16 protein-coding genes are annotated in these 13,588 nt (G+C 51.3%); 1 reads left to right on the top strand and 15 read right to left on the bottom strand.

From position 1 onward, the window contains the following. Positions 1-4 precede the first annotated feature (4 nt). Positions 5-1,435 (bottom strand): hopanoid biosynthesis associated radical SAM protein HpnJ, encoded by a 1,431-nt coding sequence (gene hpnJ / locus GEOB_RS11395; RefSeq protein WP_012647372.1) that lies wholly within the window; start codon positions 1,433-1,435, stop codon positions 5-7. Between the two features lie 159 nt (positions 1,436-1,594). Here hpnJ and GEOB_RS11390 point away from each other — a divergent pair, with 159 nt between their 5' ends. Further along, on the top strand, positions 1,595-2,359 hold the full coding sequence (locus tag GEOB_RS11390; RefSeq protein ID WP_012647371.1) for a phosphorylase family protein: 765 nt from the start codon (positions 1,595-1,597) through the stop codon (positions 2,357-2,359). A 21-nt stretch (positions 2,360-2,380) separates the two neighbouring features. On the opposite strand, the gene ptsP is transcribed toward GEOB_RS11390, so the two are convergent. The 14 genes from ptsP to kdsA form a co-directional block, all read right to left on the bottom strand. After that, positions 2,381-4,144 (bottom strand): phosphoenolpyruvate--protein phosphotransferase, encoded by a 1,764-nt coding sequence (ptsP, locus tag GEOB_RS11385; protein WP_012647370.1) that lies wholly within the window; start codon positions 4,142-4,144, stop codon positions 2,381-2,383. Next, positions 4,125-4,391 (bottom strand): HPr family phosphocarrier protein, encoded by a 267-nt coding sequence (locus GEOB_RS11380; protein ID WP_012647369.1) that lies wholly within the window; start codon positions 4,389-4,391, stop codon positions 4,125-4,127. Before GEOB_RS11380 ends, ptsP begins: the two co-directional genes overlap by 20 nt. 26 nt (positions 4,392-4,417) lie before the next feature. Continuing rightward, complete coding sequence (locus tag GEOB_RS11375) at positions 4,418-4,813, bottom strand: PTS sugar transporter subunit IIA (RefSeq protein ID WP_012647368.1); 396 nt, start codon at positions 4,811-4,813, stop codon at positions 4,418-4,420. A gap of 4 nt (positions 4,814-4,817) precedes the next feature. Next, entirely contained in the window at positions 4,818-5,675 is an 858-nt protein-coding gene (gene rapZ / locus GEOB_RS11370; protein WP_012647367.1) for an RNase adapter RapZ, read from the bottom strand. A 1-nt stretch (position 5,676) separates the two neighbouring features. Then, entirely contained in the window at positions 5,677-6,636 is a 960-nt protein-coding gene (gene hprK / locus GEOB_RS11365; protein ID WP_012647366.1) for an HPr(Ser) kinase/phosphatase, read from the bottom strand. After that, on the bottom strand, positions 6,633-7,094 hold the full coding sequence (locus GEOB_RS11360) for a PTS sugar transporter subunit IIA (RefSeq protein WP_012647365.1): 462 nt from the start codon (positions 7,092-7,094) through the stop codon (positions 6,633-6,635). The genes hprK and GEOB_RS11360 overlap by 4 nt, the downstream gene beginning before the upstream one ends. 17 nt (positions 7,095-7,111) lie before the next feature. Next, positions 7,112-7,657: a ribosome hibernation-promoting factor, HPF/YfiA family gene (gene hpf / locus GEOB_RS11355; protein ID WP_012647364.1), complete on the bottom strand. Its 546-nt coding sequence runs from the start codon at positions 7,655-7,657 to the stop codon at positions 7,112-7,114. A gap of 76 nt (positions 7,658-7,733) precedes the next feature. Continuing rightward, a complete protein-coding gene (gene rpoN, locus GEOB_RS11350) occupies positions 7,734-9,179 on the bottom strand; it encodes an RNA polymerase factor sigma-54 (RefSeq protein ID WP_012647363.1) in 1,446 nt (481 codons plus the stop codon). 62 nt (positions 9,180-9,241) lie between these two features. Then, complete coding sequence (gene lptB, locus GEOB_RS11345) at positions 9,242-9,982, bottom strand: LPS export ABC transporter ATP-binding protein (protein ID WP_012647362.1); 741 nt, start codon at positions 9,980-9,982, stop codon at positions 9,242-9,244. Then, positions 9,963-10,481, bottom strand: coding sequence for a lipopolysaccharide transport periplasmic protein LptA (gene lptA / locus GEOB_RS11340; protein ID WP_012647361.1), 519 nt, complete (start codon positions 10,479-10,481; stop codon positions 9,963-9,965). Before lptA ends, lptB begins: the two co-directional genes overlap by 20 nt. After that, the gene (gene lptC, locus GEOB_RS11335) at positions 10,478-11,053 is read right to left on the bottom strand and encodes an LPS export ABC transporter periplasmic protein LptC (RefSeq protein WP_012647360.1); all 576 of its coding nucleotides are present in this window, start codon (positions 11,051-11,053) and stop codon (positions 10,478-10,480) included. The genes lptA and lptC overlap by 4 nt, the downstream gene beginning before the upstream one ends. 146 nt (positions 11,054-11,199) lie before the next feature. Then, positions 11,200-11,733: a KdsC family phosphatase gene (locus GEOB_RS11330; protein WP_012647359.1), complete on the bottom strand. Its 534-nt coding sequence runs from the start codon at positions 11,731-11,733 to the stop codon at positions 11,200-11,202. 11 nt (positions 11,734-11,744) lie between these two features. Further along, entirely contained in the window at positions 11,745-12,710 is a 966-nt protein-coding gene (locus GEOB_RS11325; protein ID WP_012647358.1) for a KpsF/GutQ family sugar-phosphate isomerase, read from the bottom strand. Positions 12,711-12,740: 30 nt separating this feature from the next. After that, positions 12,741-13,559: a 3-deoxy-8-phosphooctulonate synthase gene (gene kdsA / locus GEOB_RS11320; protein ID WP_012647357.1), complete on the bottom strand. Its 819-nt coding sequence runs from the start codon at positions 13,557-13,559 to the stop codon at positions 12,741-12,743. Between the last annotated feature and the right edge of the window lie 29 nt (positions 13,560-13,588).

Genomic DNA, 13,588 nt, shown 5'->3' with positions numbered 1-13,588 from the left:
ATGGCTAGTTACAGCCCTGACTGGCCTGCTTGCGCTTGCGCATGTATTCCAGGTACTGGCGTCCTTCCTTGAGCAACTTGCGCCGCTCTTCGCCATTGACAATCATCCGGCCAATGCTGCGCAGGATATATTTGGGGCGGAAATAGAACTTGTCGTAGAAAAGTTCAACAGCGTCGAAGATTTCCTTGTTGGATAGGTGAGGATAGTTGATGACACAGGTCTGGTGGCCGGTTTCATCAAGGAAGGAATCGGAGGTGATCCATCCCTCCTGCTTGCACAGATCATAGAACTCGGTACCGGGATATGGTGAAGCGAGCGAGGCCTGGATGGAATTTAGATCGAGAGCCTTGGCATACTCTATGGTTTCGCGGATTGTCTCGCGGGTCTCACCAGGAAGTCCCATGATGAAGGCGCCATGGACGGAAAGGCCAAGTTTCTTGCAATTGCGGGTAAACTCAATTGCCTGAGCCTTGGTCACCCCTTTTTTGATGTTCTTGAGGATCTGTTCGTTGCCGGTTTCAAAGCCGACTACCACATGGCGCAAGCCCGCATCGCGCATGATGCGAAGGGTTTCGTAATCGCAGTTGGCCCGGGCATTTATGGTCCAGGAAATGCCCAGCGGTTTGAGTTTTTCGGCCACGGCCCGTGCATGCTCGCGGTTGGCAGTGAAGGTGTCGTCATCAAAGGAGATTTCTTTGACACCAGGAACATTTTCCACAATCCACTTCACTTCCTGATAGACGTTCTCGGCGCTCCGGACACGCATGGCGCGGCCGGAGAAGGTCTGAGGCCAGAGGCAGTATATGCATTTGGACGGACAGCCGCGGCTGGAGTAAATAGATACATAGGGATGCTTGAAATGGGGGATGACATACTCATTGACCGGCAGGTCCCGCATGTAGACTTGACTGGCAAAAGGCAGTGCATCCAGGTCCTCGATCGGGGGGCGATCAGGAGTACTGATGATTTTGCCGTCCATGATGAAGGTGATGCCGTCAACTTCTTGCCAGGCCCTGCCCTCGCACAGCTCCTTTGTGGAGTAGTCGAATTCCCCGCGGCAAACCAGGTCCACAGCGCCTGCCGCAAACTTGAGGGATTCCTCAGGCAGGACCGAGACATGGGGGCCGGTCAGGACGGTTACGGTAGAGGGTTTCTGCGCCTTGATCCGTCGCGCCGTTTCCACATCGATGGCCAGTGTCGGCGTTGAGGTGTACATAACGACCATATCGTAATCCAGGGCTATCTTCAGGCAGTCCTCCAGGGTAAGCCGCTGAACAGGGGCATCGACCACCCTGCTGCCAGGGATCATGCCTGCCGGATAACAGAGCCAGGTAGGGTACCAGAAAGAGGTTACTTCACGGGAGGCCTGGTATCTGGCACCGGCACCGCCGTCAAAGTCTTCAAAAGTGGGTGGATTCAAAAATAACGGTTTCATCAAGAACTCCTGTCTTGCTGCCATGTTCATGAAAAACAAACGGTTAGAATATAGATAGGTAGCCTGGTTGTCAAGATTAAAGCCCCTGCCCTCTTTACTGTTGCCGGACAAGGCAATCTCTGTTAACTTCCGACAAAGAAGTCCCAGGGAGTTTTGCTTATGAATATTTCCACTATCGGAATTATCGCCGCCATGCCGGAAGAAGTGAATCCGCTGCTGAAGCGTATCGGCATTTATCAAAGGGAGAAAAGAGAATCCTTTGAATTGTTTCGGTTCGGCTTAGATGTCAAAAAGATTGTTCTTGTCCGGTCAGGCATGGGAGCGAAGCATGCCGCAAGAGCAACCCGGTTCCTTATTAAGACAGCAAGTCCGGATATCATTATTAATTTCGGCTTTGCCGGCGCCGTGACAGCCGGTCCACGCGTGGGAGACCTTGTCCTGGCTGACCAGGTTTTCAGTTACGATGGAACTCGGTTCAGGAAAGAAGCAATGCCGTCAGCGGAACTGGTCAACCGGATGCATTGCCTGGTCCGGCAAGAAGCCTCTGCAGAAAACAACATTTACAGAAGCTCCTTTATAACCACCCTGAAGATCACCGGGAAGAGCACACTTGCGAAGGCATTGCCCGAGAATTGTCCCTATCCGGCGCTGGAAATGGAATCAGCAGCTGTAGCTGCAGCAGCTGTAGAAGCGGGTATACCTTTTGCCGCCATGCGCGCCATCAGTGATGCAGCTGAAGAGGAACTGGGCTTCAGCCTTGAAGAATTCACCGACAGTGAAATGAATATAAAAATGACAAAAATTCTCGTAACTGTCGCGAAAAAACCGTGGATCATTCCGCAACTGTTGAGACTGGCAAGAAACTCCAACGCCGCAGGCAAAAGTCTGGCAATAGGGGTAGAAGCGTTCTTAAAGGCAATGTGAGGATACTTGTTGGAATGCGAATCAGTCGAAGCTGTCGGAAAAACGGGCGGCAATCACGCTTCTCAGGTAGGATTCCGCCTCCTGTGCGGTAGCATAGGTCATGGCACGGTCAGCAACGGCCTCTGCCTCTTTCTTTGTGCAACGTCGGAGGATTTTCTTGACTCGCGGTATTGAAACGGCGTTCATGGAAAGTTCATCGAAACCAAGCCCAAGCAGTATGGGCAGATATTCCGGTTCGCCTGCCATCTCGCCGCAAATGCAGGCCGCGATTCCTGCCCCGTGGGCAGCCTCCACCACCATTTTCAGTGACCTGAGCACTGCCGGATGCAACGGTTCATAAAGGGCTGAGAGATGTTCATTGGTGCGGTCGATGGCGAGAGAATACTGGATAAGGTCATTGGTTCCGACACTGAAGAAATCAACCTCCCTGGCCAGAAGATCGGCGATAATGACGGCAGAAGGAATTTCAATCATGATGCCGATCTCGATCTCCTCATCAAATGGGATGAAAGCGCTCCTCAGCTCCTGCTTGACCTCTTCGACAATAGCCTTGGCCCGCCTTACCTCATCGACACCCGAGATCATCGGAAAGAATACCTGTACTTTCCCATGGGCGCTGGCCCTGAGTATGGCACGCAGCTGTGCTCTGAAAGCTTCGGGCTGCATGAGCGACAGGCGGATAGCCCTGACGCCAAGGGCAGGATTGGCCTCGTCTCCAAGGTTCAGATCGGTCAAAACCTTATCTCCCCCCACATCCAGAGTCCTGATGGTCACCGGTTTAGGGGCCATTTCCCTGACGATCTCCGCATAGGCAAGAAACTGCTCTTCTTCGTCCGGAAGGTTCTCCCGGTTAAAGAAGAGCATTTCAGTGCGATAGAGTCCAATACCTTCAGCTCCATGCCGCCTTACAGATGGAACCTCTTCCACTATCTCCACGTTTGCCTTCAGGCTCATGGCGAAACCGTCAAGGGTAACGGCAGGAAGGTCCTTCAGCTTGAGCAGCTCGCGCTCCACATATTCGTAATGCTGTTTGCGGCGGAGATAGTCGCGGAAAGTTTCCTGGTCGGGATTGAGAATAACGGCGCCGGTAAAGCCATCGATAATGATGATGGCATCCTCTGTTACCACGCTGGCAATACGCTCCATACCCACTACAGCGGGAATCTCCAGAGCACGTGCCAATATGGAGGTATGGGAAGTTTTGCCCCCCATTTCTGTGATGAAACCAATTACCGTTGTCTTGTCAATCTGGAGAATGTCCGATGGGGAGAGGTCATGGGCAACAACGATCACTTTGCCGTCGATGCCGGTGAGGGGTTCGTGCTTTTTACCTACCATGTTGCGCAAGATACGCTCGACCACTGTTTCAACGTCGGCGCTACGTTCGCGCAGATATTCGTCCTCGACACCGCTAAAAAAGTCCTTCAGCCGGTGCAAAGTTCTTTTCAGCGCCCCCTCTGCATTTATGCCCTCCTTCTCGATCAATGCAGATGTTTCTTCAATCAGCATCGCATCATCGAGAAGCAGCAGATGGGTATCGATGTGGTGAAGATGCTCATCACCACGTTTGGCCGCTACGGCCTCTTTAACACCTTCTAATTCGGTTTTAGCCAATGCCATCGCCTTTTTCAGGCGATCCAACTCCAGTGGGATCTCATGTCTTTTCACCGCTGTTTCAACAACGGCAACACGTGCCCTGTCGGCAATCTTTGCCTGGCCTATGGCGATGCCGGCAGAGACACCTATCCCCTGCAAAACCATATTGTCAATCTTCGCCGAAACCATTTCTTATGAGATCTCCAAGGGTTTCCATGACCTCAACCTCGTCGCTCCCCTCAGCTTTCACCCGGATAACGCTCCCTTTTGCAGCAGCCAGCATCATGATACCCATGATACTTTTGCCGTTCACCTCAACACCTTCCCGTTCGATTCTGATCTCCGAAGTAAAACGGCTGGCAGTCTTGACGAAAAGCGCAGAAGCTCTGGCATGAAGACCGAGCTTATTGACTATGGTAAATTCCTGCTCAAGCATATTCGATCATCCCTCTTCCGGTGCAGCTACTTCTTCAGATATTCACCTGCCACAGTAATACTCTCCAGGCCGCATTCCTTCAGTTTTTGCGCCAGTTCACTCACGCCGCATCTTTTTCGTTCCGTGGCAAATTTGATGACCATGGGCAGGTTGACGCCAGTCAGCACCTCCACCTTGTCATCCTCCAGAAAAGAAAGGCTGACGTTTGAAGGGGTACCGCCAAACATGTCAGTCATGATAATTACCCCTTTTCCGGATAATTTGCCGATGGCTCCCTTGATGTCAGCCATTATTCCGTCCACCTTGGCATCAGCCTTGATGCCTACGGTCTCTGCCAGTTCAATCTTTCCCACTATCATTTCCGCAGCCGCAAGCAGTTCTTCTGCCAGGCCGGCATGGGTAACCAACAATAATCCGATCATAGTTCTAGCCCTTTTCCATATCCCGATGGGAAACTTTCAGGTTCAATTGTTTTCTTTTAAAAAAATCTCTTATTTCTTCAGCGATGACCACCGACCTGTGCCTGCCCCCAGTGCAACCGATGGAAATGGTCAGGTAGGATTTGCCTTCACGCTTGTAACCGGGCAGAAGAAATTCCAGCAGTTCTTTGAACTTCGTCAGAAATTCCCCGGTTTCATCATGTTTCAACACGTATGCCCTTACTTTGGGATCTAGCCCGGAGAATTCCTTAAGCTCAGGAATGAAGTACGGATTAGGCAGAAAACGCACATCCATGACCAGATCGGATTCAAGGGGAAGGCCGAAGCGATAGCCGAAGGATTGAAGGTGTACGGTCATCTCACGGCCCCCTTCGCCTCCCTTGACCAGGGATATGACAAGGTCCTTCAACTGGTGGACGTTTAGCTCAGAGGTATCGATGATCTGGGTGGCGAAGCTGCGTAAGCCGGCAAGTTGCTGCCGCTCGGAGCGGATTCCTTCCGGCACCGAGCCGCTGTCAATGGCGGGATGACGCCTCCTTGTCTCGGAAAAGCGTCTTATAATCACTTCGTCCGTCGCGTCAAAGAAGAGGATATCCACCAGATGGCCTGCTTCAGTTATCTCCTGGAATACCTTCTCAAATCCCTTGTTAAAGTCCCTGCCGCGGATATCCATCACCAGCGCCACATCCCGTATCCGCTCCTTGGCATTGTCCACAAGATCGACAAACGTGGGAAAAAGAGCTACGGGCAGATTGTCCTGGCAGAAAAAACCCTCATCTTCAAGAGCACGAACAGCGGTGGATTTACCGGAACCTGAAAGGCCTGTAATGATAAGAATGCGCATCTCATTCCACCTCATTGCCCAGCGGTCTGACTTCCATGCGGGCAAGAAGCTTTTCGTGAAAATCCCTGGCGGAATAGTAGCCCATCCCCTTAAGCAGGAAATTTCTGGCAGCCACTTCGATAATGGAAGTTAGATTTCGCCCGGGACGGACAGGTATCATCAAATGGGGTAGCTCGACACCAAGAATTGTATAAACCCGGTCATCGATTCCCAGTCTGTCGTATTCCTGGTCGGGATCCCATTCAACCAGCTCGAGAACCATATCGATGATCTTTTTTTCCCTGATAGAGGAAACTCCATAAAGGTCTTTGATATTGATGATGCCCAAGCCCCGGATTTCCATGTGATACTGGATGGTTTCCGCAGCTTGCCCCACGAGAGCGGCAGGCATCTTCTTTTTCACATGGATGATGTCGTCAGCCACCAATCGATGTCCGCGAATGACAAGATCCAGTGCACATTCGCTCTTGCCTATGCCACTCTTGCCCAAGAGGAGAACGCCTACCCCAAGCACGTCTACCAGAACGCCATGAATATGAGTAGTTGGCAGAAGGCTTTCTTCAAGAAATTTGGTTATCAGGGAAATGAAAGTGGAAGATTGATGGGGAGTACCCAGCAATGGAATACCGGCATTCTCTGCTGCTTTTTTTAGAAATGCGGGAGGATTAAGTCCTTTCGTGACAATAAAACAGGAGATGGGAAAGGTACAGAGTTTCTCGATGTAAACGATGGCAGATTCCTCTGGAATCTGCCTGAGATATGAAATCTCCGTATTGCCGAGGACCTGGAGGCGGTCGGGATGGAGATGCTCAGTATAGCCGGTCAAAGCCAGGCCGGGCTTTTGAATACGCGAACTATACAGCCGGTGGGAAAGACCTTTTTCACCCGCAAACAGCTTCAAGTCCAGACCGTAAACCTTGTCGTCCAAAAGGTCCTTAATGGAAAGACTGATGGTATTCAATAGCTGCTGTCCTGTTCTTTGATTACATTATAAACGGTGGCTGCATCCGGCGCGTCCAGAAGCCTTTTGCGGGTGGTTGAATCTTTGAGGATTCTGGAAATACGCGCCAGCATCTTCAGATGCTCGCCAACAGCCTGGTCGGGAGCGACAAGAAGAAAAAACAGCTGTGCCGGTCTGCCGTCAAGGGAATTGAAATCGACACCGGCGAGGCTGCGACCGAACACCAGCATCAGCTCTTTGGCATTTTTCACCTTGCCGTGAGGAATGGCAACACCATCTCCTATACCGGTGCTGCCAAGCCTTTCACGTTCAAGCAGTATCTTGAGAAGCTCTGCCCGGCCGATCTCTGGCTGCCGCAATTCTATTCTAGCAGCCAGTTCTGCCAGGACTTCTTCCTTTTTCCTGGACATGAGATCGGCGACGATATCCTCAGGCAAAAGGAATCTTGTAATGGTCATTTTACCCACAGCGGCGCTTACTCTTTGTTCGGCTCGATCAGACCATAGTTGCCATCCTTGCGACGATAAATCACATTGATGCTTTCAGTGGCAGCTTCCGTGTAAACAAGGAAGTCCTTGTGAAGAAGATCCATCTGCATTACTGCTTCTTCCACGGACATTGGCTTGAGGGAAAAGGTCTTGGTCCTGATGATAACCGGTTCCTTCTGTTGCTCAATGCTTTCAGCCTCGACTATACTTTTCTGAACTATCCTTTCGCGGCTGTCGGTGGCAGGTTTGTGAGCCTTGATCCGTTCCTTGTACCTGCGCAGCTGGCGCTCAATCTTGTCGACTACGGCATCGACAGCTGCGTACATGTCATTGGTCTCTTCCGCCGCTTTGATAGTAATTCCCTTGGCGGTGATGGTCACGTCGGCTGAATGACGGATCTTCTCCACGGTAAGAAATACCTGGGCCACAATCGGCTCATCGATATATTTTTTTACCCTTTCCAGTTTTTCTTCCGTGTAGCTTTTCAGGGCGTCGCTCGGGTCCATGTGCCTGAATGTCGTGGTAATTTGCATAACTAGATACCTCCTGTCGTTTATTATAAGCAAGAGCCTGTCTCAGCAGCACAGACACCTGCAATCGGCCAAGCTGCTAAAAATGTCTTTTTCTTTCGGAAGATGAGCCGATACGCAACATTTCCCTGTATTTTGTGACGGTACGCCTGGCAATGTTTATATTATGAGCAGCCAGAAGCTCGGCAAGACGCTGGTCGCTGTAGGGCTTCCGCTGGTCCTCCGCATCCACTATTTCCCTGATCTTGTTCTTCACACTTTCGGAAGCGATAAAATCACCTTCATTGGTGGATATGCCACTGTTGAAGAAGTATTTGAGTTCATAAAGCCCTTGTGGCGTCTGCATATATTTGTTGGTTGTCACACGGCTGATGGTTGATTCGTGCATTCCGATGTCTTCTGCAATGTCCCGCAACACCAGTGGCCGCAAATGCTCAATGCCCCGGTCGAGGAAATCCCGTTGGAATTTCACCAGACTCTTTGCCACCTTATACACGGTGCGCTGCCGCTGCTGAATGCTCTTGATAAGCCACAGGGCAGAACGCATCTTGTCGTTGATGTACTCCTCAGCCTTGGCGTCTGCATTTAAACCGGCCTTTCCTTCACTATAATAAAGGGGGTTGATGCGCAGGTTGGGCAGACCTTCATCGTTCAACATGACAACGTACTCTTCACCAATCTTGTAAACGAAGATGTCGGCCGAGATGTACTGGACATCGTCCTGCCCAAACATCCTGCCAGGCTTCGGGTCCAGGCCGGCTATGATTCTCGTTGCCGTAAGTACGTCATTGACGTCAACTCCCAGAGCCCTTGCTGCCTGTTTGTATTTACGCGCTTCCAGATCCTTGAGATGATGGGTTAAAAGGGACTCGACCAGACTCCCACCAATACCCAATACCTTGACCTGAAGCAGGAGGCATTCTCCCAGGTCACGGGCAGCGACCCCTGGAGGATCAAACTCCTGGACTCGCCTCAATACGGTTTCGACAGCAGACTCATTGGTTCCGCAGACAGTGGCTACTTCGGCAAGAGAAGCACGAAAATAACCATCCTCATCTATATTACCGATAATTTCAGTACCTACCTGCATCTCCTCGTCGGAAAGCCGGGTCAGGCTCAATTGCCACATGAGGTGATCGGACAGCGTACTCTTCTTTGTCAGCAAATTTTCAAATGAAGGCCTTTCCTCGTCGTCATAGTATTGTTCGCCAGCACTATAATTATAACCGTCCAGATAGGATTCCCAGTCCATTTCCCGAGTTTCCGCACCGGCAGTCACTTCTTGAAATTCAGTGACGGATACTTCGGGTTCAGGTTCCTTTTCACTCAGTTCAAGCTGCTCAACCTCTTTTGTTTCTTCAGCCTCAGGGACTTCATCCAGAAGCGGATTCTCCTCGAGTTCCTGGCGAACAACATCCTGTAGCTCAAGACGGGAAAGCTGAAGGAGCTTTATTGCCTGTTGCAACTGGGGAGTCATCACCAGTTGCTGGCTCAGCTTCATCTGTTGGCGCATTTCAATGGCCATAAAAATTTACACCTCTGCACTGAGGGAGTGCTGCTTTTGGTTTTTAAGAAACTACAATAGTTTCAAAGCCTGAACTTTTCCCCAAGATAAAGTTCACGGGCTTTTTTGCTCTCCGCAATCCGGATCGGGTCACCAAATTCCAGCACCTCACCGGCATTAAGAATGTATGCCTTGTCACAGACTCCAAGGGTCTCCCGCACATTGTGGTCGGAGATAAGTACCCCCAAACCCTTGCCCTTCAGTGCAGTTATTATGTTCTGGATATCAATGACGGCAATGGGATCGATTCCGGCAAAAGGCTCGTCCAGCAATATGAAACGAGGTTCGGTTGCAAGCGCCCTGGCTATTTCCACCCTGCGCCGTTCGCCACCAGAAAGGGCAAACCCTTTACTTTTGCCGATATGCGTGATGCGGAACTCGGTTAACAGTTCTTCGGCCCTCAATCGGCACTGGCTTTTGGATAACTTCATGGTTTCCAGCACAGCCAGCAGGTTTTCCTCGACTGTCAGCTTACGAAAAACCGAAGGCTCCTGGGGCAGGTAGCTGATTCCTTTACGAGCCCTTACATACATCGGCTCCTCGGTGATATCCTCACCGTTCAGGAAGACCTTTCCACTGTCCGGCCGGCACAGACCAACCATCATGTAGAAAGTGGTCGTTTTCCCGGCCCCGTTTGGCCCGAGAAGGCCGATAACTTCGCCTGAGGCCACCTGAAGATCGACGCCGTTGACAACCGTCCGGCGATTAAAGCTTTTTTTCAGGTCACTGCTATGCAAAAGGTTTTCAGGGCTTTGAGTTGCCATCTTTCCCTCTGCCCCTAGGATGAATCTCAGCTTCTACCCGTGCATCAGCGCCATTTCCACCACCGGTCACCACACTTCTCTGTTCTTCAACGAAATAAGTGATTACCTTGCCGGAGACGATATTATTCCCTTGAAAAACCTTGGGCGACACATCGAACACTATCTTACCGGCCTTGTTATCATAAACCGCATGCCCTGCCGTAGCCTGCCTGTCCCCCTGGATCACCCTTACGTTGCCACTCGCCTCGACACTATCAACATCCTGATCTTTTTCCGAATATTTTATAATTAGCTTTTCGGAATAGATAATGAGGTCCCCTTGTCGTGCCGAAACCTTGCCGACAAATGTGGCGGTCCTGTTGGCCGTATCGGTAAAAAGCTCGTCGGACTTTATCTTGATGGGCTGATTGCTTCTGAGGCTACCCGAAAGACCCGATGCAAACACGGTAGCCGTCAGCACCAGCAATATGGTAAATGCACTGCTGATTTTATTGATCACTTGCTGTGCCCGTTCATTATGTCTGCAGTTACACCCTTCTTTATCTTAAGATCCCGTGTCGTCGTTTTAAGTTCCATGCCGACACCGCTGACTTCTATTCTGCCGTCCGTGAATCTTACCGGATCGTCGGTCCTTATCAAGGCATTGGCACCGACAAACCTGGCTGTTGCAGAAGAAAAATGCATGCCTGTATCGCTTTTGGCTACGACATTTCCCGACAATTCCACATCCTTCGTTTTGCTGTAGTAGTCTGCCCCATCGGCAGTGAGAGTGATGTCACCGATTCTGGTTTCTGCAACAAGTACGAGGCGGACACCTTTAAGGTGAAAGGCCTCTTTCTTCATATCAAAGAGGGCTTGGTCGGCGAAAAGATCCCATTTTTTAATCCCATCCTTCACCTCGCTGTAATGAACCTTCTGCAGTGCCATCTCCACATTATCGGGCAGAGGGTCAAGCTTCTCAGCTGGCGGCTTTCTCTGCTCGACCTTTAACATGACGGTAGCTATCAGGGAAACACCGGCCAGAACTATGGCCATGGCAAGGATAAGCCTGATCTTTTTCGGTCTCAGCATAATTTACCGGAAGTATAGCATCATAAAAAATGGCTGTAAAGCGCTTTGTGGCGGGCAATTAAAAATTTGGCATGGAGATTGAAGAAGGATAAAAACCGGGTGAAGGAACAGCGGAAAAGCAAGTAAAAAATGGTATCAGATCGGGCTCATTTGTAATAACGGTCCGTTATCTCTCCCCATACCCCCTGCTCCTTGAGAAGAAGATCACAAACCTCGCGAACTGCGCCCCAGCCACCTCGATTTCTAGTCACAAAATGGGCGTGAGGAATAACTTCCGCCACGGCGTCGGCAGGTGCAGCAGCAAAACCGGCCCGCCTCATAACAGGGATATCAATCACGTCATCACCGACAAAAGCTACCTGAGAATGGTCCAGACCGGTCGCCTCCAGTATCTTAAGATACGGTGTCAGCTTGTCCAGACACTTCTGATAAACGATGCCGATAGCGAGCTCCGCCGCCCGGTTGACCACAACCTGCGATTCCCGCCCGGAAATGATACCCACCTCTATCCCCGCCCTCTGCACCATTTTGATGCCGTGACCGTCCTTGACGTTGAAGAATTTGCTCTCTATGCCATTGGAGTCAAAAATGATGCGGCCATCGGTCATCACCCCGTCCACATCGAGAAGAAGCAGCCGGATGTTTTTCAACCTGTCGGTCAAGGTAAGAGTCTCTTCCATGATTGGTACTCCTAGGCGATTCCTGACTTCAGCAGGTCATGAAGATGAATGATCCCCACCGGGATTGAGCCCCTATCCTCAAAGACAAAAAGTGAGGTAATGGAGAACTGCTCCATCTGTTGGAGCGCCTTGGCGGCCATTTCCGTGCGCCTGATACGTTTGGGACTCATGGACATGAGGTCGTCCACGGGAAGGTTAATGATATCGAGTCCTTTTTCCAGGGCACGCCGCAAGTCTCCGTCGGTAATGACGCCAGCCATGGCTCCGGTCTCGTCGACAACGCCTGTAATGCCAAGGCCTTTCGACGTGATGACGAACAATGCCTCCCGCATAAGCGTTCCCACTTTCACCAGTGGAACTTCATTTCCCTGGTGCATGATGTCTTCCACCTTGAGGATCAGCTTTTTCCCCAACGCGCCGCCCGGATGGAAAAGGGCAAAATCCTCCGCTTTGAAGCCCCGCTCAAGAAGAAGGGCCACAGCAAGTGCATCCCCCATGGCCAGGGTAGCAGTAGTGGAAGCGGTAGGCGCCAATCCCAGCGGACAGGCTTCCTCTTTAACCGAAATATCGAGAAAAACATCCCCCGACTTGGCCAGTGTTGACGACGGGTTACCGGTCATGGCCACGATATCTGCACCGAGACGCTTGATGATCGGCAGGATGCGCACAACCTCTTCCGTCTCGCCACTGTTTGAAATGGCTATGACCACATCTCCTTTGATGATCATACCCAGGTCACCATGAATCCCCTCTGCCGGATGGAGAAAAAAAGCGGGGGTGCCGGTGGAAGCCAGGGTGGATGCAATCTTCTGGCCGATGAGTCCGGACTTGCCCATACCGGTAACGACAACCCGGCCGCGGGAAGAGAGGATCAGCCTTACCGCCTTTTCAAAATCACCGTTGACGCCTTCAGCCAGAGCGAGCAGGGCCTCAGCCTCAATCCGGAATACATTTTTTGCTGCTTCCAAAATACTCATATTTTTCTCAAGCCCAAATGGTTAAAGCCACTATTTGACAATGGCATCGATGGCCTTCAGCTTTTTCAGCAAGGCAGGCAGATCATCCAGCTTCACGGAATTCGGGCCGTCACAGAGCGCTTTTTCCGGATCCTCATGTACTTCCATGAAAATACCGTCTATGCCGGTAGCAACTGCCGCTCGCCCTAGATATTCGACGAATTCCCGCTGACCGCCTGAAGAACCGCCAAGGCCACCGGGCAACTGCACGCTATGGGTCGCATCAAAAATGACAGGGTAGCCGGTCTGCCTCAGAATGGGAAAACTGCGCATGTCCGACACCAGGTTATTGTAGCCGAAGGAGACCCCCCTCTCGGTAAGGATCACGTTGTCATTGCCGGTGGAAACCGCCTTGCCCACCACGTTTTCCATATCCCAGGGGGCCAGAAACTGTCCCTTTTTGATATTGATGACACGGCCGCTCATGGCCGCGGCCACCACCAGATCGGTCTGGCGGCAGAGAAAAGCCGGGATCTGAATGACATCAAGCACCTCGGCGGCAGGCTCCACCTGTTCTATGGAATGTATGTCGGAAAGGACAGGGACGCCAAGTGATTCCTTGACCTTTTTCAGAATCTTCAGGCCATCCTTGAGGCCAGGACCGCGAAAGGAGTTTACCGAGGTGCGGTTGGCCTTGTCGTATGAGGCCTTGAATATCAATGGCATGGAGACACCATTGCAGATGGTCATGAGACGCTCGGCACAGCGCAGGGTTGCCGCTTCGTTTTCAATGACGCAAGGGCCCGCCACCAACACCAGTGGGCGATCTCCACCTATTTTTATATTGCCGACCGAAATTTCCTTAACCATTTCGCTTCCTTTGGGGCACCGATTTCGCA

This window comes from Geotalea daltonii FRC-32 (assembly GCF_000022265.1).
Taxonomy (GTDB): Bacteria; Desulfobacterota; Desulfuromonadia; order Geobacterales; family Geobacteraceae; genus Geotalea; species Geotalea daltonii.
Note: the sequence above shows the minus strand (reverse complement) of the source record. Positions and strands in the feature narration are given on the sequence as shown.

Excerpts from the sequence above, each read along its gene's own strand:
- hpnJ (WP_012647372.1), bottom strand. The coding sequence starts at position 1,435 with ATGAAACCGTTATTTTTGAATCCACCCACTTTTGAAGACTTTGACGGC.
- GEOB_RS11390 (WP_012647371.1), top strand. The coding sequence starts at position 1,595 with ATGAATATTTCCACTATCGGAATTATCGCCGCCATGCCGGAAGAAGTG.
- ptsP (WP_012647370.1), bottom strand. The coding sequence starts at position 4,144 with ATGGTTTCGGCGAAGATTGACAATATGGTTTTGCAGGGGATAGGTGTC.
- GEOB_RS11380 (WP_012647369.1), bottom strand. The coding sequence starts at position 4,391 with ATGCTTGAGCAGGAATTTACCATAGTCAATAAGCTCGGTCTTCATGCC.
- GEOB_RS11375 (WP_012647368.1), bottom strand. The coding sequence starts at position 4,813 with ATGATCGGATTATTGTTGGTTACCCATGCCGGCCTGGCAGAAGAACTG.
- rapZ (WP_012647367.1), bottom strand. The coding sequence starts at position 5,675 with ATGCGCATTCTTATCATTACAGGCCTTTCAGGTTCCGGTAAATCCACC.
- GEOB_RS11360 (WP_012647365.1), bottom strand. The coding sequence starts at position 7,094 with ATGACCATTACAAGATTCCTTTTGCCTGAGGATATCGTCGCCGATCTC.
- hpf (WP_012647364.1), bottom strand. The coding sequence starts at position 7,657 with ATGCAAATTACCACGACATTCAGGCACATGGACCCGAGCGACGCCCTG.
- rpoN (WP_012647363.1), bottom strand. The coding sequence starts at position 9,179 with ATGGCCATTGAAATGCGCCAACAGATGAAGCTGAGCCAGCAACTGGTG.
- lptB (WP_012647362.1), bottom strand. The coding sequence starts at position 9,982 with ATGGCAACTCAAAGCCCTGAAAACCTTTTGCATAGCAGTGACCTGAAA.
- lptC (WP_012647360.1), bottom strand. The coding sequence starts at position 11,053 with ATGCTGAGACCGAAAAAGATCAGGCTTATCCTTGCCATGGCCATAGTT.
- GEOB_RS11330 (WP_012647359.1), bottom strand. The coding sequence starts at position 11,733 with ATGGAAGAGACTCTTACCTTGACCGACAGGTTGAAAAACATCCGGCTG.
- GEOB_RS11325 (WP_012647358.1), bottom strand. The coding sequence starts at position 12,710 with ATGAGTATTTTGGAAGCAGCAAAAAATGTATTCCGGATTGAGGCTGAG.
- kdsA (WP_012647357.1), bottom strand. The coding sequence starts at position 13,559 with ATGGTTAAGGAAATTTCGGTCGGCAATATAAAAATAGGTGGAGATCGC.